This window comes from Salicibibacter halophilus (assembly GCF_006740705.1).
Taxonomy (GTDB): domain Bacteria; phylum Bacillota; class Bacilli; order Bacillales; family Marinococcaceae; genus Salicibibacter; species Salicibibacter halophilus.
The window spans coordinates 2,098,314-2,121,794 of sequence record NZ_CP035485.1 but is presented as its reverse complement, the minus strand read 5'-3'; the positions used below and the strand labels follow the sequence as shown (position 1 = coordinate 2,121,794).

The 23,481-nt window shown below is 49.0% G+C and carries 15 protein-coding genes, 9 tRNA genes, 3 rRNA genes, 2 pseudogenes and 1 other annotated feature; all 29 genes and pseudogenes read left to right on the top strand.

Annotated elements, in window-relative coordinates:
- The first annotated feature begins 126 nt into the window (after positions 1–126).
- Positions 127–3,489, top strand: a 23S ribosomal RNA gene (locus tag EPH95_RS10385).
- A gap of 69 nt (positions 3,490–3,558) precedes the next feature.
- Positions 3,559–3,675: ribosomal RNA gene (rrf, locus tag EPH95_RS10380) — 5S ribosomal RNA — on the top strand.
- A gap of 7 nt (positions 3,676–3,682) precedes the next feature.
- Positions 3,683–3,758, top strand: a tRNA-Val gene (locus tag EPH95_RS10375).
- A gap of 3 nt (positions 3,759–3,761) precedes the next feature.
- A tRNA-Thr gene (locus tag EPH95_RS10370) sits at positions 3,762–3,837 on the top strand.
- Positions 3,838–3,853: 16 nt separating this feature from the next.
- Positions 3,854–3,929: transfer RNA gene (locus tag EPH95_RS10365), tRNA-Lys, on the top strand.
- Between the two features lie 5 nt (positions 3,930–3,934).
- A tRNA-Gly gene (locus EPH95_RS10360) sits at positions 3,935–4,009 on the top strand.
- 3 nt (positions 4,010–4,012) lie between these two features.
- Positions 4,013–4,089 (top strand) — tRNA-Arg (locus EPH95_RS10355).
- 92 nt (positions 4,090–4,181) lie between these two features.
- Positions 4,182–4,258, top strand: a tRNA-Pro gene (locus tag EPH95_RS10350).
- 13 nt (positions 4,259–4,271) lie between these two features.
- A tRNA-Ala gene (locus EPH95_RS10345) sits at positions 4,272–4,347 on the top strand.
- Between the two features lie 100 nt (positions 4,348–4,447).
- Positions 4,448–6,006: ribosomal RNA gene (locus EPH95_RS10340) — 16S ribosomal RNA — on the top strand.
- Between the two features lie 103 nt (positions 6,007–6,109).
- Positions 6,110–6,186: transfer RNA gene (locus EPH95_RS10335), tRNA-Ile, on the top strand.
- Between the two features lie 69 nt (positions 6,187–6,255).
- Positions 6,256–6,331 (top strand) — tRNA-Ala (locus EPH95_RS10330).
- A gap of 261 nt (positions 6,332–6,592) precedes the next feature.
- Positions 6,593–7,066, top strand: a complete 474-nt coding sequence (locus EPH95_RS10325; RefSeq protein WP_319592776.1) for a CtsR family transcriptional regulator — start codon at positions 6,593–6,595, stop codon at positions 7,064–7,066.
- A gap of 21 nt (positions 7,067–7,087) precedes the next feature.
- Complete coding sequence (locus EPH95_RS10320; protein WP_142089723.1) at positions 7,088–7,630, top strand: protein-arginine kinase activator protein McsA; 543 nt, start codon at positions 7,088–7,090, stop codon at positions 7,628–7,630.
- On the top strand, positions 7,630–8,718 hold the full coding sequence (locus EPH95_RS10315; RefSeq protein ID WP_142089721.1) for a protein-arginine kinase McsB: 1,089 nt from the start codon (positions 7,630–7,632) through the stop codon (positions 8,716–8,718). Before EPH95_RS10320 ends, EPH95_RS10315 begins: the two co-directional genes overlap by 1 nt.
- Positions 8,715–11,170 (top strand): annotated as a pseudogene (locus EPH95_RS10310) (ATP-dependent Clp protease ATP-binding subunit). The gene EPH95_RS10315 and the pseudogene EPH95_RS10310 overlap by 4 nt, the downstream one beginning before the upstream one ends.
- Before the next feature lie 93 nt (positions 11,171–11,263).
- A complete protein-coding gene (gene radA / locus EPH95_RS10305; RefSeq protein WP_142089718.1) occupies positions 11,264–12,655 on the top strand; it encodes a DNA repair protein RadA in 1,392 nt (463 codons plus the stop codon).
- 15 nt (positions 12,656–12,670) lie between these two features.
- A complete protein-coding gene (disA, locus tag EPH95_RS10300) occupies positions 12,671–13,744 on the top strand; it encodes a DNA integrity scanning diadenylate cyclase DisA (protein ID WP_142089716.1) in 1,074 nt (357 codons plus the stop codon).
- Positions 13,745–13,900: 156 nt separating this feature from the next.
- Positions 13,901–15,019, top strand: a complete 1,119-nt coding sequence (locus EPH95_RS10295) for a PIN/TRAM domain-containing protein (RefSeq protein WP_142091579.1) — start codon at positions 13,901–13,903, stop codon at positions 15,017–15,019.
- A gap of 153 nt (positions 15,020–15,172) precedes the next feature.
- Entirely contained in the window at positions 15,173–15,871 is a 699-nt protein-coding gene (ispD, locus tag EPH95_RS10290; RefSeq protein ID WP_142089714.1) for a 2-C-methyl-D-erythritol 4-phosphate cytidylyltransferase, read from the top strand.
- Positions 15,868–16,341, top strand: coding sequence for a 2-C-methyl-D-erythritol 2,4-cyclodiphosphate synthase (gene ispF / locus EPH95_RS10285; RefSeq protein ID WP_142089711.1), 474 nt, complete (start codon positions 15,868–15,870; stop codon positions 16,339–16,341). The genes ispD and ispF overlap by 4 nt, the downstream gene beginning before the upstream one ends.
- 109 nt (positions 16,342–16,450) lie before the next feature.
- Entirely contained in the window at positions 16,451–17,926 is a 1,476-nt protein-coding gene (gene gltX, locus EPH95_RS10280) for a glutamate--tRNA ligase (RefSeq protein ID WP_142089709.1), read from the top strand.
- A 4-nt stretch (positions 17,927–17,930) separates the two neighbouring features.
- Positions 17,931–18,141: a binding site (T-box leader), on the top strand.
- A 181-nt stretch (positions 18,142–18,322) separates the two neighbouring features.
- Positions 18,323–18,973 carry a serine O-acetyltransferase gene (gene cysE, locus EPH95_RS10275; protein ID WP_142089707.1) on the top strand — a complete coding sequence of 217 codons (651 nt, stop codon included), beginning with the start codon at positions 18,323–18,325 and terminating at the stop codon, positions 18,971–18,973.
- A 7-nt stretch (positions 18,974–18,980) separates the two neighbouring features.
- Positions 18,981–20,386, top strand: a pseudogene (gene cysS, locus EPH95_RS10270) (cysteine--tRNA ligase).
- Positions 20,383–20,796 (top strand): Mini-ribonuclease 3, encoded by a 414-nt coding sequence (locus EPH95_RS10265; RefSeq protein WP_142089704.1) that lies wholly within the window; start codon positions 20,383–20,385, stop codon positions 20,794–20,796. The pseudogene cysS and the gene EPH95_RS10265 overlap by 4 nt, the downstream one beginning before the upstream one ends.
- On the top strand, positions 20,783–21,538 hold the full coding sequence (rlmB, locus tag EPH95_RS10260) for a 23S rRNA (guanosine(2251)-2'-O)-methyltransferase RlmB (protein WP_142089702.1): 756 nt from the start codon (positions 20,783–20,785) through the stop codon (positions 21,536–21,538). The genes EPH95_RS10265 and rlmB overlap by 14 nt, the downstream gene beginning before the upstream one ends.
- Positions 21,538–22,050, top strand: a complete 513-nt coding sequence (locus EPH95_RS10255) for an NYN domain-containing protein (protein WP_142089700.1) — start codon at positions 21,538–21,540, stop codon at positions 22,048–22,050. The genes rlmB and EPH95_RS10255 overlap by 1 nt, the downstream gene beginning before the upstream one ends.
- Positions 22,051–22,197: 147 nt before the next feature.
- The gene (gene sigH, locus EPH95_RS10250) at positions 22,198–22,854 is read left to right on the top strand and encodes an RNA polymerase sporulation sigma factor SigH (protein ID WP_142089698.1); all 657 of its coding nucleotides are present in this window, start codon (positions 22,198–22,200) and stop codon (positions 22,852–22,854) included.
- Between the two features lie 359 nt (positions 22,855–23,213).
- Positions 23,214–23,429 (top strand): preprotein translocase subunit SecE, encoded by a 216-nt coding sequence (secE, locus tag EPH95_RS10245; protein ID WP_142089696.1) that lies wholly within the window; start codon positions 23,214–23,216, stop codon positions 23,427–23,429.
- Positions 23,430–23,481 lie beyond the last annotated feature (52 nt).

The window sequence follows — 23,481 nt, the reverse complement described above, 5'->3', positions numbered from 1 at the left end:
AGCGGGCAACTGCTCAAGAGACGTTCTTTGAAAACTGAATAACGCGAGAAAGCGAAAACGACACACACACCGGGTGTCACGAAGAGACACGAACGTGTTTCTTAGAAAAGCCCCATTCCTGCATGTGGTTAAACAAGGAAGGGCGCACGGTGGATGCCTTGGCACTAGGCGCCGATGAAGGACGGGACGAACACCGATATGCTTCGGGGAGCTGTAAGTATGCTTGGATCCGGAGATGTCCGAATGGGGGAACCCCTTCTCCGTCATGGGAGAAGATCATCTGCCCAACTAATTAAGCAGATGAAGGCAGACCCGGCGAACTGAAACATCTTAGTAGCCGGAGGAAGAGAAAGCAAACGCGATTTCCTGAGTAGCGGCGAGCGAAACGGAAGCGAGCCCAAACCGGACGGCTTGCCGTCCGGGGTTGAAGGACACGCCATACGGAGTGACAAAGGGGCGGCGTAGCGGAAGCGGCTTGGAACGGTCCGCCATAGCAGGTAAGAGCCCTGTACGCGAAACGCTGCCCTCTCCGGCGTGGATCCTGAGTACGGCGGGACACGAGAAACCCCGTCGGAAGCAGGGAGGCCCATCTCCCAAGGCTAAATACGACCTAGTGACCGATAGTGAACCAGTACCGTGAGGGAAAGGTGAAAAGCACCCCGGGAGGGGAGTGAAAGAGAACCTGAAACCGTGTGCCTACAGGTGGTCAGAGCCCGTTCATGGGTGATGGCGTGCCTTTTGTAGAATGAACCGGCGAGTGACGATGGCGTGCGAGGTTAAGTTGAAGAGACGGAGCCGCAGCGAAAGCGAGTCTGAAGTGGGCGCGAAGTACGTCGACGTCGACCCGAAACCGTGTGATCTACCCATGTCCAGGGTGAAGGTCGGGTAACACCGACTGGAGGCCCGAACCCACGTAAGTTGAAAATTACGGGGATGAGGGGTGGGTAGGGGTGAAATGCCAATCGAACACGGAGATAGCTGGTTCTCCCCGAAATAGCTTTAGGGCTAGCCTCGGAGGAAGAGTCCTGGAGGTAGAGCACGGATTGGATGAGGGGTCCCCACAGGATTACCGAGTTCAGTCAAACTCCGAATGCCAGCGACTTGGTTTCCGGGAGTCAGACGGCGAGTGCTAAGATCCGTCGTCAAGAGGGAAACAGCCCGGACCACCGGCTAAGGTCCCCAAGTATGGATTAAGTGGGAAAGGATGTGGCGTTGCTTAGACAACCAGGATGTTGGCTTAGAAGCAGCCATCATTGAAAGAGTGCGTAATAGCTCACTGGTCGAGTGACGCTGCGCCGAAAATGTACCGGGGCTAAATCCATCACCGAAGCCGTGGATGTTAGAGGTGGGAAGTGAGACGTGAGAAGTGGGAAAAGGAGATAAAGATGATTAAAACGTATCGAGATTTAAGGGTATATGAACTATCATACAATCTCGGGAAAGATATTCATCAAGTGACTCATCAATTCCCTGATTATGAAAGGTTTGAGTTAGGAAGACAGCTAAGAAGAGCTTCCACATCGATCCCTTTAAATTTGGCCGAGGGATATGGAAAAAAGGAATCTACGGCTGATTTTAAGCGATTTATATTGATTGCTTTAGGGTCATGTAATGAGGTCCAAGTTTTACTCGAATACGCAAGGGATTTTGCTTATATGTCCAATGATAGTTTCGAGAGACTATGGGATCAATACGAACAACTAGGCAAACAACTGTCTGTTCTTCATCAAAAGTGGAAGTAGTTGGTTTTGAATTTCTCACACCTCTCACATCTGACCTCTCACCTCTAGCATGGTAGGGGAGCGTTCGGTGTGCCGGGAAGGCCGACCGTGAGGACGGCTGGAGCGCACCGAAGTGAGAATGCCGGTATGAGTAGCGAAAAGAAGGGTGAGAATCCCTTCCGTCGAAAACCTAAGGTTTCCTGAGGAAGGCTCGTCCGCTCAGGGTTAGTCGGGACCTAAGCCGAGGCCGAAAGGCGTAGGCGATGGATAACTGGTGGAAATTCCAGTACCACCGATGGCTGTCAGACCGAAGGGGGGACGCAGAAAGGTAGGGCGAGCGCGCTGATGGAGAAGCGCGTCGAAGCGACCGAGGCTGTTGGGCAGGCAAATCCGCCCAACGTGAAGGCTGAGGCGTGACCGCGAGGGAAATGAAGTACCGAAGTCCCCGATCCTCCGCTGCCGAGAAAAGCCTCTAGGAAGGGCATCGGTGCCCGTACCGCAAACCGACACAGGTAGGTGGGATGAGAATTCTAAGACGCGCGGGAGAACTCTCGTTAAGGAACTCGGCAAAATGACCCCGTAACTTCGGGAGAAGGGGTGCTCCTTGGGGTTGATAGCCCCGGGGAGCCGCAGTGACAAGGCCCAAGCGACTGTTTACCAAAAACACAGGTCTCTGCGAAGTCGAAAGACGAAGTATAGGGGCTGACACCTGCCCGGTGCTGGAAGGTTAAGAGGAGGGCTTAGCGCTTAGGCGCGAAGGTCCGAATTGAAGCCCCAGTAAACGGCGGCCGTAACTATAACGGTCCTAAGGTAGCGAAATTCCTTGTCGGGTAAGTTCCGACCCGCACGAAAGGTGCAACGACTTGGGCACTGTCTCAACGAGAGACCCGGTGAAATTATATGACCTGTGAAGATGCAGGTCCCCCGCGACTGGACGGAAAGACCCCATGGAGCTTTACTGTAGCTTGATATTGGGTTTTCGTATCGCTTGTACAGGATAGGCAGGAGCCAAGGAACCCGGAGCGCCAGCTTCGGAGGAGGCGCCGGTGGGATACTGCCCTTGCGATATGAACATCCTAACCTCGAACCGTGAGCCGGTTCAGGGACAGTGTCTGGTGGGCAGTTTGACTGGGGCGGTCGCCTCCCAAACAGTAACGGAGGCGCCCCAAGGTTCCCTCAGAATGGTTGGAAATCATTCGCAGCGTGCAAAGGCAGAAGGGAGCTTGACTGCGAGACAGACAGGTCGAGCAGGGACGAAAGTCGGGCTTAGTGATCCGGCGGCACCGCATGGAAGGGCCGTCGCTCAACGGATAAAAGCTACCCTGGGGATAACAGGCTAATCTCCCCCAAGAGTCCACATCGACGGGGAGGTTTGGCACCTCGATGTCGGCTCATCGCATCCTGGGGCTGAAGTCGGTCCCAAGGGTTGGGCTGTTCGCCCATTAAAGCGGTACGCGAGCTGGGTTCAGAACGTCGTGAGACAGTTCGGTCCCTATCCGTCGCGGGCGCAGGAAATTTGAGAGGAGCTGTCCTTAGTACGAGAGGACCGGGATGGACACACCGCTGGTGTACCAGTTGTTCCGCCAGGAGCATGGCTGGGTAGCTACGTGTGGATCGGATAAGTGCTGAAAGCATCTAAGCACGAAGCCGGCCTCAAGATGAGATTTCCCGAGAGACCCCTTAAAGACGATAAGGTAGATAGGTCTGAGGTGGACGCGTGGCGACACGTGGAGCTGACAGATACTAATCGGTCCAACGGTTTATCCACCCGAATGGGTGGCACCCGGGTGTCGATCGCTTAAGCGTTATTCAGTTTTGGGAGAATGTCTCCCCATCGTCAGGTGGCGATAGCGAAGAGGCCCCACCCGTTCCCATGCCGAACACGGAAGTTAAGCTCTTCAGCGCCGATGGTAATCGGGCGGAAACGCCCCGTGAGCGTAGGACGTCGCCTGGCAATTTGTGGAGGGTTAGCTCAGTTGGGAGAGCATCTGCCTTACAAGCAGGGGGTCGGCGGTTCGAGCCCGTCACCCTCCACCATATGCCGGTCTAGCTCAACTGGCAGAGCAACTGACTTGTAATCAGTAGGTTGGGGGTTCAAGTCCTCTGGCCGGCACCATTTTACATAACATAATGAGCCATTAGCTCAGCTGGCAGAGCATCTGACTTTTAATCAGAGGGTCGGAGGTTCGAATCCTCCATGGCTCACCATGTTTGCGGGAGTAGTTCAGCGGTAGAACACCACCTTGCCAAGGTGGGGGTCGCGAGTTCGAATCTCGTCTTCCGCTCCATAAGCGCCCGTAGCTCAATTGGACAGAGCGTCTGACTACGGATCAGAAGGTTAGGGGTTCGACTCCTCTCGGGCGCGCCATTTTTTAAGGTTGGAAGTAAGAGGCTAAAAATTGGAGTGAAAGAATTTGCTCCGAAGGAAAACTTCAAACCTCTAACATCTAATTTCTAGTACGGGAAGTAGCTCAGCTTGGCAGAGCACTTGGTTTGGGACCAAGGGGTCGCAGGTTCAAATCCTGTCTTCCCGACCATGATATAGGATTAGGGGCCTTAGCTCAGCCGGGAGAGCGCCTGCTTTGCACGCAGGAGGTCAGCGGTTCGATCCCGCTAGGCTCCACCATCATTTGCCCTTTGAAAACTGAATGAAAAAGCCAAGCGAACGCAATGAAGTGAAACAACGAGTCAGTGCGCCGCACACCCCCGTGTGCGAAGCGGAACTTTTTATGGAGAGTTTGATCCTGGCTCAGGACGAACGCTGGCGGCGTGCCTAATACATGCAAGTCGAGCGGGCCTCCGGAGGTGCTTGCACCTCCGGAAGGCCAGCGGCGGACGGGTGAGTAACACGTGGGCAACCTGCCTTTGAGGCCGGGATAACACCGGGAAACCGGTGCTAATACCGGATACGTCCTCTTTCGCGCCTGCGAGAGGGGAGAAAGACGGTCTTCGGGCCGTCGCTCAAAGAGGGGCCCGCGGCGCATTAGCTCGTTGGTGGGGTAAAAGCCTACCAAGGCGACGATGCGTTGCCGACCTGAGAGGGTGATCGGCCACACTGGGACTGAGACACGGCCCAGACTCCTGCGGGAGGCAGCAGTAGGGAATCATCCGCAATGGGCGAAAGCCTGACGGTGCAACGCCGCGTGAGTGAGGAAGGTTTTCGGATCGTAAAGCTCTGTTGTGAGGGAAGAACAGCTTCCGGAGGAAATGCCGGGAGCCTGCCGGTACCTCACCAGAAAGCCCCGGCTAACTACGTGCCAGCAGCCGCGGTAATACGTAGGGGGCAAGCGTTGTCCGGAATTATTGGGCGTAAAGGGCACGCAGGCGGTACGGCAAGTCTGATGTGAAAGGCCGGCGCTCAACGCCGGAATGGCATTGGAAACTGCCGCACTTGAGTACAGAAGAGGAGAGTGGAATTCCACGTGTAGCGGTGAAATGCGTAGAGATGTGGAGGAACACCAGTGGCGAAGGCGACTCTCTGGTCTGTGACTGACGCTGAGGTGCGAAAGCGTGGGGAGCGAACAGGATTAGATACCCTGGTAGTCCACGCCGTAAACGTTGAGTGCTAGGTGTTAGGGGTTTCGATACCCGTAGTGCCGAAGCAAACGCAATAAGCACTCCGCCTGGGGAGTACGACCGCAAGGTTGAAACTCAAAGGAATTGACGGGGGCCCGCACAAGCGGTGGAGCATGTGGTTTAATTCGAAGCAACGCGAAGAACCTTACCAGGCCTTGACATCCTCTGGCCGCCTTGGAGACAAGGTTTTCCCTTTTGGGACAGAGTGACAGGTGGTGCATGGTTGTCGTCAGCTCGTGTCGTGAGATGTTGGGTTAAGTCCCGTAACGAGCGCAACCCTTGAATGTCGTTGCCAGCATTAAGTTGGGCACTCGACATTGACTGCCGGTGACAAACCGGAGGAAGGCGGGGATGACGTCAAATCATCATGCCCCTTATGGCCTGGGCGACACACGTGCTACAATGGACGGTACAATGGGCCGCGAAGCCGCGAGGTGGAGCCAATCCCCAGAAAAGCCGTTCTCAGTTCGGATTGCAGGCTGCAACTCGCCTGCATGAAGCTGGAATCGCTAGTAATCGCGGATCAGCATGCCGCGGTGAATACGTTCCCGGGCCTTGTACACACCGCCCGTCACACCACGAGAGCCGGCAACACCCGAAGTCGGTGAGGCAACCCTTTGGGAGCCAGCCGCCGAAGGTGGGGCCGGTGATTGGGGTGAAGTCGTAACAAGGTATCCCTACCGGAAGGTGGGGATGGATCACCTCCTTTCTAAGGAGCCCATCGGCCTCTCCGAGCGAGAGGCCGGAGGCAAGCGCTTCGGCTTTTCATTCAGTTTTGAGCGGGCAACTAACGTTCTTACATACTAACAGATGGGCCTGTAGCTCAGTTGGTGAGAGCGCACGCCTGATAAGCGTGAGGTCGGTGGTTCGAGTCCACTCAGGCCCACCATCTTTTAGAGATTAGAAGTGGGAAGCTCATTCTAATTTCTAACGTCTAAATCCAATAGTCTAACACAACGGGGCCTTAGCTCAGCCGGGAGAGCGCCTGCTTTGCACGCAGGAGGTCAGCGGTTCGATCCCGCTAGGCTCCACCATATATAAGTCATGATACAGACGGCATTGCGGTCTGTTTTTTTTATTTCCCCTATATCTCTTCCTTTTTCCCTCGCTGGTAATATTCGCCATAAAGCATCCAAATTTCATTCTTATAGCATGAATGTTTTTATTTCAGGCTATCCTGTTATTGGAGATAGCAGCTGAAAAACCGGAATGAAAAGTAGGGCAAGTGCTGACTTGAAACTGCACTGAATTTGTATTATATTAAAGTCAAAGATAGTTAAGGTCAGGGGGTGGGTATGATGGGGAATAACATTTCTGATGTCATTGAAAATTATATAAAATCGATTTTGACGAAAGAAGAACAGGATTTAATTGAGATAAAAAGAAGTGAACTTGCCAAGCACTTTGAATGTGTGCCGTCGCAAATTAACTATGTGATTCGCACAAGATTTACAATTGAAAAAGGCTATGTTGTGGAAAGTAAGCGCGGCGGAGGCGGCTATATTCGGATTACGAAGGTACGGCATTCAGATCATCAGGAATTATGTGATCAATTGATTAAAAACATCGGAGAGTCCATCGATCAAAGGACGGGGAAAAGTGTTGTTCTTCGGCTATTGGAAGAGGGAGCCATCAGCAAGCGAGAAGGGAATATGATGCTTGCGGCGATTGAACGGGAGGTCATTGCTCTTCCGGTTCCTGCTCACCGCGATACAATCCGGGCGAATGTTTTGAAGGCAATGCTTTCGAGTTTAAAGTATAAGATTTAACGATAGAGGGGAAGTGGGTTCGTGCAGTGTCAGGAATGTAACCAACGGCAGGCAACCCTGCATTTCACGAAGATTGTTAATGCGAAAAAAACAGAAATGCATTTATGCGAAGTGTGCGCCAAAGAAAAAGGCGACGAGTTCCCGGGCTCAAATAGCTATTCTATTCATGATCTCCTCTCCGGTTTATTGAATGTAGACCCAAGCGCCGGGAGCGGCGCAGGTTATTCAAAACGGGAAGAAAAAGAATATACCTTGCAATGCCCGAAGTGTAAGTTATCTTACAAAGATTTTATTAATAAGAGCCGTTTTGGCTGTTCTTATTGCTATCAAGCGTTTAGTGCCAAGCTCGACCCGATTCTTAAACGCGTGCATGGGGGGAACCATACACACACCGGAAAAATCCCGAAACGGCAAGGTGGCCGGTTAATATTACAAAGGGAAATATCCTCATTAAAAACAAAAATGCAAGAGCACATCGATCAGGAAGAATTCGAACTCGCTGCTGAAGTTCGCGATCAAATTCGGGAGTTGCAAGAAACCAGGGAAAAGGAGGAGGGGCAGTAATGTCTTTGGAGCAATTTATTTCAAATGCGATCAGTCCATGGATGAAAAACCCCGGCCCTGACGATGACATTGTTATGAGCACCCGCATTCGTCTGGCCCGTAACCTTGAAGATTTCCCCTTTCCTTCTACCACCTCCCAAGAGGCAGCGAGGGCGCTCTACAAACATGTTTATGAACGATTGTCCCAAACAAGCAAGGAAAAAGTCGGAGACTTGGTATGGTTGTCGATGGATGGGCTTTCTCACATTGAAAAAACCGTCCTTGTGGAAAAGCATTTAACGAGCCCCCAGCTTGCCGAAGATTCTTTGCAAGGTGCCGTTGTATTGAATAACGATGAAACGATCAGTATGATGGTAAATGAGGAAGATCATTTAAGAATCCAATGTTTATCTCCCGGCTTTCAATTATCCGAAGGCTATAAATATGCAGATGAGCTCGATGATTGGATTGAGGGCAATGTAACTTATGCGTTTGATGAGAAAAAAGGCTATTTAACGAGTTGCCCGACAAATGTTGGCACGGGAATGCGCGCGTCGGTTATGATGCATCTGCCCGCGCTTGTATCAACGCAACAATTAAATCGAATTTTACCTGCCGTCAGTCAGTTGGGACTTGTTGTTAGAGGAATTTACGGGGAAGGCAGCGAAGCTAGAGGTAACCTGTTTCAAATTTCAAATCAGATGACGTTAGGCAAATCGGAAGAGGATATTATCGAGGAATTGCGCGGCGTTGTGCTCCAACTGATTGAAAGAGAGCGAAGCACCCGCCGGGAGTTGCTTAAGCATAATCAATTACAGCTCGCGGACCAGGTCCATCGGTCCTATGGTATTTTGGCGAACAGTCGCATCATAGAATCGAAGGAAGCCGGCAATCACCTTTCCACGCTTCGGCTGGGAATTGATTTGGATTTAATCCAAGGAATAGAGGGTAATATTCTTAATGAGTTGATGGTTTTGATCCAGCCTGCGTTCCTACAACAATTTGCAGAACAGGAATTGACGGCGGATGGCCGCGACGAACGTCGCGCAACGTTGATCCGCGAAAGATTAAAGCTTGAAAATATACAAGACGGAGGTGGCGAAACATGATGTTTGGCCGTTTTACAGAGAGAGCACAAAAGGTACTCGCGCTTGCCCAAGAAGAAGCTGTGCGGCTTGGCCATACAAATATTGGAACGGAGCATATCCTGCTAGGCTTGCTTCGTGAAGGGGACGGAATTGCCGCTAAAGCATTGCAAGCCCTAAACTTGGGTCCTGACCAAGTGCAACAAGAAGTAGAGAACCTTATCGGGCAAGAATCAAACGGGACAATGAAAAAACAAACACCTCATTACACGCCCCGTGCAAAAAAAGTCATTGAACTGTCCATGGACGAAGCGCGCAAATTAGGCCACTCATACGTAGGCACCGAGCACATTCTTCTCGGCCTTATCCGGGAAGGTGAAGGCGTAGCAGCACGTGTGTTAAACAACTTGGGGGTAAGCTTGAACAAGGCCCGCCAACAAGTGTTGCAATTGCTTGGAAGCAATGAATCTTCCGGAGGCAATGGACAGCAAGGTGGAAGTGCGGCAGGAGGCACTGTAAACACCCCTACCCTTGATAGCCTGGCCCGTGATCTTACGGCAGTTGCCAAGGAAGAAAATCTTGATCCTGTCATTGGCAGAGAGAAAGAGATTCAACGTGTGATTCAAATCCTTTCCAGACGGACGAAGAATAACCCGGTGTTAATTGGAGAGCCTGGTGTCGGTAAAACTTCTGTTGCCGAAGGATTGGCGCAATCGATCATTGCAAATGAAGTTCCGGAAACATTACGCAGCAAACGGGTAATGACCCTTGATATGGGCACCGTTGTTGCCGGTACGAAATACCGCGGAGAATTTGAAGATCGGTTGAAAAAGGTTATGGAAGAAATTCGTCAAGCCGGAAACGTTATATTGTTCATCGATGAGTTGCATACATTAATCGGTGCCGGCGGTGCTGAAGGGGCCATTGATGCTTCGAACATCTTAAAACCGTCATTGGCACGCGGCGATTTGCAATGCATCGGTGCAACGACGCTTGATGAATACCGCCGCTATATCGAGAAAGATGCCGCGCTTGAACGCCGTTTTCAGCCTATACACGTGGATGAACCTACATTGGAGGAATCCACACAAATCTTGGGTGGCTTGCGTGATCGATATGAAGCACACCATCGGGTAACGATCACAGATGAGGCGATCGAAGAAGCGGTAAGAATGTCTGATCGCTATATTTCCGATCGATTCCTCCCGGATAAAGCCATTGACCTAATCGATGAAGCGGCTTCAAAGGTAAGGCTTCGTTCTTATACCGCCCCTCGGATTTGAAGGAAAAAGAACAAAAGTTGGAAGAAACACGCAAGGAAAAAGACGCCGCTGTTCAAAGCCAAGAGTTTGAAAAAGCTGCTTCCCTTCGTGATAGTGAACAACACCTTCGTGAAGAACTGGACGAACTCAAAAATGAATGGAAAGAAAAACAAGGCCAGGAAAACACCGAAGTTACCATGAATGATATTGCCGAGGTCGTTGCCAGTTGGACGGGGATTCCTGTTACGAAATTGGCTGAAGAAGAAACCGAGCGTCTCTTGCGCATGGAAGATATCTTGCATAACCGTGTCGTCGGGCAAGAAGAAGCTGTTGATGCAGTTTCAAAGGCGGTGCGCCGTGCTCGCGCGGGTCTGAAAGATCCAAAGCGCCCCATTGGTTCCTTTATCTTTCTGGGACCGACCGGTGTCGGAAAAACCGAGTTGGCCCGCGCTGTTGCGGAAACGCTTTTCGGGGATGAAGATTCGGTGCTCAGGATCGACATGTCGGAGTATATGGAAAAGTATACGACGAGCAGGCTTGTAGGGTCTCCTCCGGGCTATGTCGGTTATGATGAAGGCGGCCAGCTTACGGAAAAAGTGCGCCAGCGTCCGTATTCCGTCATTTTATTGGATGAAATTGAAAAAGCGCACCCAGATGTCTTTAATATTTTGCTGCAAGTATTGGAAGACGGCCACCTTACGGATTCTAAAGGCCGTAAAGTGGACTTTAGAAACACGGCCATTATTATGACCTCCAACGTAGGGGCTGCTTCGTTGCATAACAAATTCGTCGGGTTTACCACAAATACAACAGATAAAAAACACACCGATATGAAAACGAAGGTCATCGATGAACTAAAGAATACGTTTCGACCTGAGTTCTTGAACCGAATTGATGAAACGATTGTGTTTCACAGCCTTGAGAAGAAACACATTAGAGAAATTGTCGGTTTAATGGCCAATGAGCTCAAAAAACGGTTAAATGAACAAGAAATTAACTTTGAGCTTACCGATGAAGCGATGGAAAAAATCGCCGATGAAGGCTTTGATCCCGATTACGGTGCACGTCCACTCCGCCGTGCTTTGCAGAAACAAGTCGAAGACCGCTTATCCGAAGAATTGTTGAAAGGCAACATTGAAAAAGGGCAAACAGCGGTTATTGCTTATAAAAACGGGGAATTTGAAGTGGAGTTAAAGTCTAAAGTAACATCGTAAGCATAGATTGAAGCCGGGTTTTTTCCCGGCTTTTCTTTCACGAAACGATTTAGCCAAGCAGTGGCTACATACGTTGGAGAAAGGGGGAGGATGATGGCGAAAACAAAGACCAAGTTTGTTTGCCAAGAATGTACGTATGAATCCCGTAAGTGGATGGGCCGTTGTCCTTCGTGCCAGAATTGGAACACGCTCGTCGAAGAGATGGAAGTCGATGAACCAAAAAGTTCGGGTGGTGGCACGGTTCGGTCCCCCGGAAGCAATCGCCCGCAAAAAATCAGTCAGGTAGATACTCGTGCAGATCCGCGAATAACGACGAAATTATCGGAATTAAACCGTGTTCTAGGCGGGGGAATTGTCCCCGGCTCTTTGGTTCTGGTCGGTGGGGACCCCGGCATTGGCAAGTCCACACTGCTTTTGCAGCTTTCCACACTGTTGGCCGAAGATGGCAAAAACGTGCTATATATATCCGGTGAGGAATCGGTAAAACAAACAAAAATGCGTGCGGATCGTTTGAAAGCCAAAGCGGATGCCTTATACGTGCTCACGGAAACGGACACTTCATTGATTGCCCAGGCAGTGGATATGGTGCAACCCGATGTGTTGGTCATTGATTCGGTCCAAACCATGCAAACGCCGGATATTTCCTCTGCCCCCGGAAGTGTCGCCCAAGTGCGTGAATCGACATCTGTTTTTATGAGCATGGCAAAATCCCGGGGCATTTCGGTGTTTGTGGTCGGCCACGTCACGAAGCAAGGTTCGATTGCAGGGCCGAAAATGCTGGAACATATGGTGGATGCGGTGCTTTATTTTGAAGGGGAGCGGCACCACACATTTCGAATTTTACGCGCTGTGAAAAACCGCTTTGGTTCTACAAATGAGATTGGCATTTTTGATATGAATGAAGAAGGTTTGCGGGAAGTGCTGAACCCGTCGGAAATTTTCTTGGAAGAGCGGTCGGAAGGGGTTGCAGGCGCAACGGTCGTGGCCTCCCTCGAAGGAACCCGCCCCGTTTTAGTGGAGATGCAAGCCCTCGTTGCACCGACGAGCTATGCCAACCCTAGGCGTACGGCAACCGGTGTGGACCATAACCGGGTGTCTTTGTTGATGGCGGTATTGGAAAGGCGGGTAGGGATGCTTTTGCAAAATCAAGATGCTTATATTAATGTCGCGGGAGGCGTAAAATTAGATGAACCGGCCGTAGATTTGGCATTGGCGACGAGCATTGCTTCGAGTTTCCGCAACCAAACGACACGCCCAACCGATGTGGCGATTGGGGAAGTAGGTTTGACGGGAGAAATCCGCAGGGTCGCCCGTATTCAGGAACGGGTAAGGGAAAGTGCGAAACTCGGGTTTAAACGTTGCATTATTCCCGAAAAAAATTTGGGCGGCTGGAACGTTCCCGAGCAAATAACATGTGTAGGTGTCGGTTCATTGGAAGAAGCATTAGATGTGATGCTTGATCAACAGGCGAAAGCTTGGCAATAGGAAGGGAAATGAACGATGAGTGACCGCGATCGTGAGCATTTTATCAATCATGTCTTCCCATTTCTTGCACCGGGAACCCCCTTTAGAGAAGGGGTTGACAATGTGTTGCGGGCGAGGACTGGCGGGCTGATTATTGTAGGGTTTAGCGGGGACGTGAAAAAAATTGTGGACGGCGGTTTTGAAATAGAAGCAGCGTACACCCCTGCCCAGCTCTATGAATTGGCAAAAATGGATGGGGCTATTATTCTCAGTAAAAATGTTGATACCATTCTGTATGCCAATGTTCAACTTGTGCCGGACAGCAAGATTCTTTCAAATGAAACCGGTATGCGCCACCGTACGGCGGAGCGTGTGGCCAAGTCTACTGGGGAGCTTGTCATAGCGATTTCCGAACGCCGTAATGTGATTACTTTGTATCAGGGAGATCATCGGTATACGCTCAAGGACATGGGGGTTATTTTAACGAAAGCCAATCAGGCCATTCAAACGTTGGAAAAATATAAGGCTGTATTGGACCAGAGCATAACGAACCTTGGTGCCCTGGAGTTTGAAAGACTGGTCACCTATCAAGATGTCTCCCAAGTTCTCCATCGTGTGGAGATGGCTTTACGAGTGAAGCGGGAACTGGTTACTTATGTACATGAGCTTGGAAATGAAGGCAGACTCATTACGATGCAACTTAACGAGATTTTGACAAACGTGGAAAGAGAAGCTTTTTTGCTGTTGAAAGATTATGTGAAAAATGAAGAAACCGATGCATCCAAAGCATTTCATGAATTACAAAATTTATCAGAAAAAAAGCCTTTAAATGATGAAATGATTCTGCGATTGCTCGGATATACGGGACCTCTTGAAAATCAGGATCGAATATTATCTTCCCGAGGATACCGGTTATTGCACCGCATTCCGAGACTCCCATCCGTAATCATTGGGAATATTGTCGAATATTTCAATACTTTGGGTGCGATAAGCAATGCTAGTTTAACGGATTTGGAGAAAGTGGAAGGAATTGGAGAAACAAGGGCGAAACTAGTAAAGGAGGGATTGGAGCGTGTGCAAGAGCAAATGTTTATCGATCGTCATATTTAACCTTTCTGTGATGAAAATGTAAGGAGTAAACTGGTAATATGGGGGTGTCTCCTGGAAGGAAGTGAGGTTTGCGAGGGGGATAACCAGGAAAATCGAAGATTCAAAGGGTTAGACCGAAGTCTTTTTGGCAATAATGAAAAGAGGGAGGTGAATGACATTTTAAAACGAATGGTGCAAGTGTTTTTTGTCGTTATTGGCGGAGCTCTTGGTTTTATTTTTATGTCTGAACTTATTTCATCATTGAACGTGCAGCTGCCTGCCTGGTTGGTGAGTGATTATATAGGCGGGGGCGTCGGTGCATTGCTATTCTTTATTTTATCTTTGTGGCTGGCTGATCCGATCGTACATGCGTTAAGTGTTGTCGAGGAAGCGATTATAAAGGCACCGATAACAAATGTGTTATTTGGCACCGTAGGATTAATGTTTGGATTGATCGTCGCCTTTTTGATCGGACTTCCGTTGGGAGAAATTCAAATTCCGGTGATCAGCCAGGTTGTGCCTATATTTATGACGATTATTTTAGGTTATTACGGTTTCCGCATTGGATCTCAAAAGCGGGATGAAATTGTCGCCCTTGCCAGCGGCTTAGGAAGGGGCGTAAATAAGGATCGTAAAAAAGGGGATGGTCAGCTTGGCATTCATGAAGATGGGAGTGAGCAATCGTCGGTTCCCCTTAAAATTTTTGATACGAGCGTGATCATAGACGGACGCATTTCCGATGTTTGCCGGACACGTTTTTTAGAAGGGACCATTGTCATTCCCAAGTTTGTGCTCGATGAACTCCAACACATTGCGGATTCCTCGGATGCTTTGAAACGGAATCGCGGCAGAAGGGGCCTTGATATTCTCAACCAGATCCAGAAGGAAAGTTCCATCGAGGTGAAGATTGAGGATATTGATTTCGATGACGTAGATGCTGTTGATAGCAAGCTCGTCAAATTAGCACAAAAAACCAATGGTGTTGTGGTGACCAATGATTTTAATTTGAATAAAGTATGCGATTTGCAGGGAGTAGGCGTACTCAATATTAACGACCTTGCTAACGCGGTCAAACCAGTTGTTTTGCCCGGGGAAGAAATGTCCGTGAAAGTGATCAAGGACGGAAAAGAAGAGGGCCAAGGCGTTGGTTATCTTGACGATGGCACGATGATTGTCATTGAAGATGGGCGCGGCTATATCGGCAGCCAATTGGAAGTCATTGTGACGAGTGTGTTGCAAACGAGTGCAGGCCGGATGATTTTTGCAAAACCAAAATTGCTTGAAAAAGCGCTTTAATCCTTAGCTGAGAGAGCCCTGATCGTTATAAGGTTAATGATCGGGGCTTCTTTTTTGATGCATTCCGCGCGAGGAGAGCCCATTGTGCAACTTGCTTTTCAAACCCTTTCAATTGTATCATGAAGATTGTTATCACAAGGGGGCTTAAAAAGAATGGCGTATACGGTAATCATACCGGCAGCCGGACAGGGTAAGCGTATGAATGCAGGGGAAAATAAGCAATTTTTAAAGCTCCAATCGGTTCCGCTCATCGTACATACGCTGCAACTATTTGAAAAGGACGAAGCCTGCGAGGCAATGATTGTTGTTGCGAACAAAGATGAAATTATGGAGATGAAGCAATTATTCTCGAAGCATGGATTAAGCAAAGTGGCAGCGATCGTGCCCGGCGGCCGGGAACGTCAAGAAAGCGTGTATGCCGGTTTGTTGGAAATAAAAAAAGCAGAAAGTGTCGTTCTGGTTCACGACGGTGCCCGTCCGTTCGTCCGTCCGGAAGAGATTCAACGGCTGGTGGCTGAGGTTGGTGAGGCACAAGGGGCCGTATTGGCCACGAAGGTAACGGATACCATTAAGAAAGGATCGCGTGAGCAAATGGTTACTGAAACATTAGCACGCGAGGAGTTGTGGGCTGTTCAAACCCCGCAGGCATTTTCCTATAAGCTGTTAAAAAAAGCACATGATGCCGCGAAAAAAAATGGTTTTACAGGGACAGATGATGCCGGCCTTGTTGAGCATATAGGGGGAAGAATTCGACTCGTCCCCGGCGATGAGGAAAATATAAAATTAACAACGCCGTATGATATCGGCATTGCCGAAATGATATTGGAAAAAAGAAAGGAAGATCAGCTTTGAGAATCGGTCAAGGTTATGATGTGCATGCCTTTGCAAAAGACCGCGCGCTGATAATCGGCGGGGTGTCCATTCCGTATGAATACGGTCTAAAAGGGCATTCCGATGCTGATGTTTTGTTGCATGCCATTGCAGATGCTTGTCTTGGCGCCATTGGCGAAGGGGATATCGGCCGCCATTTTCCGGACACGGATCCGGTCCATGCCGGTGCCGATTCAGCCCATCTTTTGGAAGAAGTATACGCATTGGCGGAGAAAAAAGGGTATACGTTAGGCAACCTGGATGCAACGGTTATTGCCGAGAAACCGAAAATGGCTCCTTACATATTACCGATGCGCGAAAGAATCGCTGCACTGTTCCGGGCGGATCTCACCCAAGTGAATGTGAAGGCGACAACTTCCGAGCGGCTGGGGTTTACCGGCCGTGAAGAAGGCATGGCGGCAATGGCGGTTATTTTATTGGAAAGCAAATAATATCGTTCCTTACTCAGAGGAAAAGCGCCTCTGATGGAAGTTTCACTTTAACTATGCTACAATCTCTGCAAGAGAAATCAGGACGTAAGGAAATAGGAAGGTGTTAGCAATGACACAGGAAGTCCGGGTTCGGTTTGCGCCAAGTCCAACAGGCCACCTGCATATCGGAGGCGCACGGCAAGCGCTTTTTAATTATTTGTTCGCCCGGCGTCATAACGGTAAATTTATCGTGCGGATTGAAGATACGGATCAAGCGCGGAACATCGATAATGCCACCGATAAATTAATGGAGAGCATGAAGTGGCTCGGCCTGGATTGGGATGAAAGCATTGAAAACGGCGGCCCTTATGCTCCCTATCGAAGCAGTGAGCGTTTCGACATTTATGCCCAATATGTGGAACAATTGCTGGAAGAGAATAAAGCTTATCGTTGTTATATGACGAGCGAGGAACTTGAAGCAGAGCGGGAGGCGCAAATCGCCCGCGGAGAGATGCCGAAGTATAGCGGAAGGGACCGCGATTTAACGAGGGAACAACAAAAAGAATACGAAGCAAAAGGCATCAAGCCGGTAGTCCGTTTTCGTGTGCCTGATCCCAATAAAGTGCCTTCCGTTGTCATTGATGATGTTATTCGCGGGGAAGTGAACTTCGATACGGATGGGATCGGTGATTTTGTCATCGCACGATCGGACGGAGCGCCGACCTATAACTTCGCGGTCGTTGTTGACGATTATTTGATGAAAATATCCCACGTGATCCGCGGGGAAGAACATTTATCCAATACTCCGAGGCAAGCCCTTTTATACGATGCGTTTGGATGGGAGCGGCCGCATTTTGCCCATGCACCGTTAATCCTAAACGAAGATCGGCAAAAAATGAGTAAGCGGGAAGAGTCGATCATGCAATTTGTCGAGCAGTACCGGGACTACGGTTATTTGCCGGAAGGACTGGTTAATTTCCTCGCGCTCCTTGGCTGGTCGCCCGGCAATGAGGAAGAGAAATTTACGATCGATGAACTGATTGAAAGGTTTTCGCTCGAGCGTGTGTCAAAAGCACCGGCTGTTTTTGACAAAGACAAACTTGCCTGGATGAACAACCAGTATATGAAAGAAGCGGATGCTGACCGGTTGACGGATCTTGTTATCCCCCATATGCAAAAAGAAGGGTTATTGGGCGGATCGTATACGGAAGAGGACCGGGAGTGGTTAAAGAACCTCGTAGCGATCTATCAAGAGCAAATGCATTACGCTGAAGAGTTTGGTTCATTGGCCTCCCTGTTTTTCCAATCATCGATTGATTACGATGAAGATGCTTCGAATGTGTTAAGCGAAGCCCATGTCCCCGAGGTGATGACAACACTTGCTGCGCAATTGGACCATGTCGGAGCCTTTGAAGCGCCAGAGATTCAAAAAGCGATCAAAGCGACGCAAAAGGAAACCGGGCATAAAGGCAAAAAATTATTTATGCCGATTCGCGCGGCAGTTACCGGACAGACACACGGACCTGAACTGCCTAAAGCCATTGAACTTCTCGGAAAAGAAACGGTACAGGCAAGATTAATCAAAGCGTCGCATATACAACAATAATAGTAACCGAACGTTGACAAGGAAGAGTAATCGATTGTGTTCCTTTCCAGAGACGGCTGCAATGGTGGAAGCAGCTGAAGGAGCCATCGGTGAATGCCCCTTGGAGTCTTTCGCCGAAAATCTAAGTAGGCGAAAGCGGCTCACGGCCGTTAATCCGTAAGAGAGGAGCTTTATTGGCTCTAACAGGGTGGAACCGCGTGAAGAGCGTCTCTGTGCTTTAGGCACAGAGTTTTTTTAGTAGGTAAGAAAGTATAAATCAACTTTCTTACCTACATAAGTGCAACTAAGGCTTTCGCCATAAAAGCTTGGCGAAAAGCCAAGTTTTCTAATTGTAACAACCTTTCCGGCGGCAAAGAAGCCGTCCGTTAAAATAAGGCATAAGGATGAGGGGGAACTATGTGGCGAACATTAAAAAGTGACGTCGATGTTGTTTTTTCGCGGGATCCGGCGGCAAGAAACCGGCTTGAAGTTATATTGACGTACGCTGGCGTTCATGCGGTTTGGAGCCATCGAATCGCCCATTGGTTTTGGAAAAAACGCCGGTATCTCATCGCTCGGATGATTTCGCAAATCAATCGTTTTTTTACCGGCATTGAAATTCATCCGGGAGCGGTCATTGGAGAGCGATTGTTCATTGACCATGGCATGGCGGTCGTTATCGGCGAGACGTGTGAAATCGGCAACGATGTTACGATTTATCAAGGCGTAACATTGGGAGGCACCGGCAAGGAAAAAGGAAAAAGGCATCCGACGATTGAAGATAATGTGTTATTGGCGACGGGCGCAAAAGTATTAGGGTCGATGCGGGTCGGCCATCATTCCAACATCGGCGGTGGAGCCGTCGTGCTTAATGAAGTGCCGCCCAATTCAACGGTCGTCGGCGTTCCGGGGCGTGTCGTTGTGCAGGACGGCGTGAAGGTAAACCAGGATTTGCAACACCATCTATTGCCGGATCCCGAGGACGATCGCTTTACGGCTTTGGAAAAAGAAGTGGAGCGGCTGCGCTTGGAATTGAGAGAGCTCAGGAAGAAACAAGAACAGGAGTGAAAAAACGATGGCTGTACAAATGTACAACACGTTAACGAGGCAAAAAGAAACCTTCCGCCCCTTGAAGAGGGAAAGGTAAAGATGTATGTATGCGGACCAACGGTGTATAATTATATTCATATCGGAAACGCCAGGTCTTCGATCGTTTTTGACATGATCCGGCGCTACTTGATCTACCGTGGCTATGATGTCCAATATGTCACGAATTTTACCGATGTTGACGACAAAATTATAGACGCCGCCAATGAAGCCGATGAAGACGTTTTTGCCCTGGCTGAGCGATTTATCCAACAGTTCCATGAAGATACGTCGGCATTGGGTGTGAAGAAAGCAGATATACATCCGCGAGTAACGGAGACGATGGCTGATATCATTACTTTCATCGGTGCGCTCATTGATAAAGGGTACGCGTATGCAGCCGGTGGAGACGTTTATTTTAAAACAAAGGCTTTTCCGGATTATGGGAAGCTGTCGGGCCAATCCACGGACGACCTTCAAGCAGGTGCCCGCATCGAAGTGGGCGAACAGAAGCAGAATCCTTTGGATTTTGCATTGTGGAAAGAGGCAAAATCAGGGGAAGTGTCTTGGGACAGTCCTTGGGGCCAAGGGCGGCCCGGTTGGCATATCGAATGCTCGGCCATGGTCAAAAAATATTTGGGCGACACGATTGACATCCATGCCGGCGGGCAGGACCTCATGTTTCCCCACCATGAAAATGAAGTGGCACAATCAGAGTCTTTGCTGGAGGAACCGATGGCCAACTATTGGCTCCACAATGGCTATCTCCAAATCGACAATGAAAAGATGTCCAAATCACTCGGTAATTTCGTGCTCGTCAATGATTTGATTCACCAACATGATCCGGAAGCGATCCGCTTCTTTATTTTACAATCTCATTACCGGCACCCGCTTAATTTTAACGCTGAGCTTGTGGAAGCAGCAGCAGCCGGACTGGCGAGAATTCGCACATTTTTAGAAAACGTGCGGCACCGTTACCGGGCAAGCGCGGATTTTGCCGGAAGCGAGCAGTGGTTAAAGAAGATCGAGGATTTTAAGGGTCGTTTTATCAAGGAGATGGACGATGATTTTCATACAGGAAACGCGATCACGGTTTTGTTTGACTTCGTAAAAGAAGGAAATCGCTATTTGCAAGAACCTCATACGTCAAAAGATGTATTGGAAAAGATGATGGATGCATTTGCGGAGTGGGGAGAAGTTTTAGGCATTTCTTTTTCTGTCGAAGAAGATCTGTTATCCGACGATATCGAAAATTACATTGAACAACGAAGGGAAGCACGGACGAATAAAGATTTTCAGGAAGCCGATCGCATTCGTGATTTGTTAAAAGAGAGGGGTATCGAGCTCGAAGACACTCCTCAGGGCACGCGTTGGAAGAGAGTGTCAAAATCATGAGCGCGATGGACCCTTCTCAGCTAAATGGCTTGGCGCTCGCGTATATCGGAGATGCTGTGTATGAGTTGTATGTACGCACGCATTTTTTGCAGCAAGGGTATACGCGTGCCCAACAGCTTCATCAAGAGACGACGGCCTATGTGAGCGCGAATGCCCAGGCAAAACGCTTGCATGATTGGTTGGAAAATCAACGGTTGAATGCGGATGAGGAGACGATCGTCCGTCGCGGCCGCAATGCAAAATCAGGAAGCGTCCCGAAAAATACCGATGCGTTTACGTATAGCTACAGTACGGGCTTTGAGGCTCTGGTCGGCTATTTACACCTTCGCGGCCATCACGAGCGGTTAAATGATTTATTGTCCGGTATGCCCGGCACTTTGGAGGAGGAAAGCAGCAATGAACGAGAATGAGTGGATAACCGGCCGCAATCCTGTGCTCGAAGCCCTTCATTCTTCTGCATCCGTTCAGAAAATCTGGGTGGCGGAAGGGGTGAAGAAAGGGTCGATTCAGGAGATAATCTCTAAAGCGAGAGAAAAAAACATTGTGATCAAGTACGTGCCCCGCAAAAAAATAGATCAACTGATTGGCGCCAAAAATCATCAGGGCATTGCAGCTTCGGTTTCGGCTTACGATTATGCGGATATGGACACCTTGTTTGCGCGTGCGGCGCAAAAAGGACAAGCCCCTTTTTTTATTTTGCTGGACGGCATTGAGGATCCGCAAAATTTAGGTTCTATATTGCGCAGTGCGGATGCAGCAGGCGCCGACGGCATTATCATCCCCAAGCATGGGGCTTGCGGACTCACCGGCGCGGTAGCAAAAGCGTCAACGGGTGCGATTGAACATGTCCCGGTCGTCAAGGTAACAAACCTTGTGCGAACGATGGAACGTTTGAAAAAAGAAGGGTTATGGATAGCCGGCACGGAGGCCTATGCTGAAGCCGATTACCGTGAATTGGACGGGGAGATGCCCGTCGTTTTGGTCATTGGCAGCGAAGGGAAAGGGGTGAGCCGCCTCGTCAAAGAGTCCTGCGATTTTTTATATCGGATCCCGATGTCGGGCGAAGTTTCTTCCTTGAATGCTGCTGTTTCATGCAGCCTCCTCATGTATGAAGTGCAGCGGAAGCGTCATCCGTTGGGAGGTGCAACGTGATGAAAGAGATCGTGCTTGTCGATGGCTACAACATTATCGGGGATTGGCCGGAATTAAAAAAGTTGAAACAATATTCGCTGATAGAAGCGCGGGATTTGCTCATTGGCAAAATGGCAGAGTATCAAGCGGTAACAGGAAGAAGAGTGATTATTGTTTACGATGCCCACATGGTGCCGGGTACGGGGAGCAAAAATAAGCACCACCGTGTAGAGGTCGTCTACACCCGCGAGCGGGAAACCGCAGATGAGCGTATTGAGAAGCTCGTAAGTAAATTGAAAAATGTCGAAACACAAGTCTATGTTGCCACCTCGGATTATGTGGAACAGTCGGTAACATTCGGCAGCGGGGCACTTCGTACATCTGCCCGCGAGCTAAGGATACAGATGAATGATGTAGAACAACATGTCGCCGAAAGGGTCTCTAGAGTGAAAAAAGAAAACTATTACGGGAACCGTGTCATATCCAAAGAGGTCGCTGAATATTTTGAAAAGTGGCGTCGAAATAATCAATAAGTGATTGACTTGCCGTTCAGTGCTCTTTATACTACTAGATAAGAAACTTTATCAAAGGGCAAAATCCCGCAACTCCGGCCGGTCGATCACCACGACTGTGGCACCTTAACACCGGGATAATAGATACATAGAAGGCGAGGGCGAGGGATGGTTGTGAATGTACACCTTATAGAGAAGAAACAGCGACACGTTGAGGAGACAGGAGACGAACGACTCGTGAGAAATGTGCACCAGGGAGACTCCGCTGCGTTGGAACAATTGATTCACAAGTACAAAAACTTTGTCCGTGTAAAATCCCGTTCTTATTTTCTTATAGGAGCTGATCACGAAGATATTGTACAAGAAGGAATGATAGGTCTTTATAAGGCCATTCGTGATTTCAAGGGAAACAAGCTTTCTTCTTTTCGTGCTTTTGCGGAGCTTTGCATTACACGCCAAATCATTACCGCGGTCAAAGCTGCTACCCGTCAGAAACACCTGCCTTTAAATTCGTATATATCTCTGGACAAGCCGATTTATGATGAAGAATCGGACCGTACGCTGATGGATGTGATTTGCGGCACGATTATCACAGACCCTGAGGACATTCTGATTAATCAAGAAGAATTGGACCATGTGGAACATAAAATTACCAACGTATTAAGCGAATTGGAGCAAAAAGTTCTCCGTCTTTATTTGGACGGCCATTCTTATCAGGAAATTTCCGTCGTTGCAAATACACATGTAAAATCAATCGACAATGCTTTGCAGCGAGTAAAAAGAAAACTCGAGCGATATGCAATAAAACGGGAAATTTTGCTTTGATAAAAAGACAGAATTTTCGCCTGTTTTCGAGGATTTGCACTTGAGATCGAGCGAGTGCGGAATCAATGGCCGATCGCATTGATTTGCGCGCTCGTGTTTTGCTCGTTAATTATTGTGGGAAGCGCGCTCCGATTGACAGCAGAATCCTGCTGTGGTACAGTTTATGGGATAATTTTCAGCTACCCGGGATTCAATGCTTATATAAATAGAGATCGTTGAAAACACACCGGAAGCGGTTGTTTTTTTATGTTTAAAAGAATTTATGCTGGTGATAAGCGCCCTTCTGATAATCCTGAAAAAAGCGGGCGCTGACACCCCGATTCGTTCCGATGCACGGGATGTGATGGCAGTTTCACATTATGAGGCCAAAACGTAGGGAGGGGCTCGTAATTTTTACAAATAGTGTCAAGTTCCTGCGCGAAGTAGGACAAGAAATGAAGCGTGTCACTTGGCCCACACCGAGAGAACTTTTCAAGTATACGCGAACGGTGCTGGTCACACTCATCTTTATTACGATCTTTTTTGCGATTGTAGACTCGGGAATATCTTATCTCGTGGAAACGTTCCTCGCCTAAGAATATGTTTGAGGAACTACTTATTTGCGGAAGGAGGAAAGGGATCTATCAA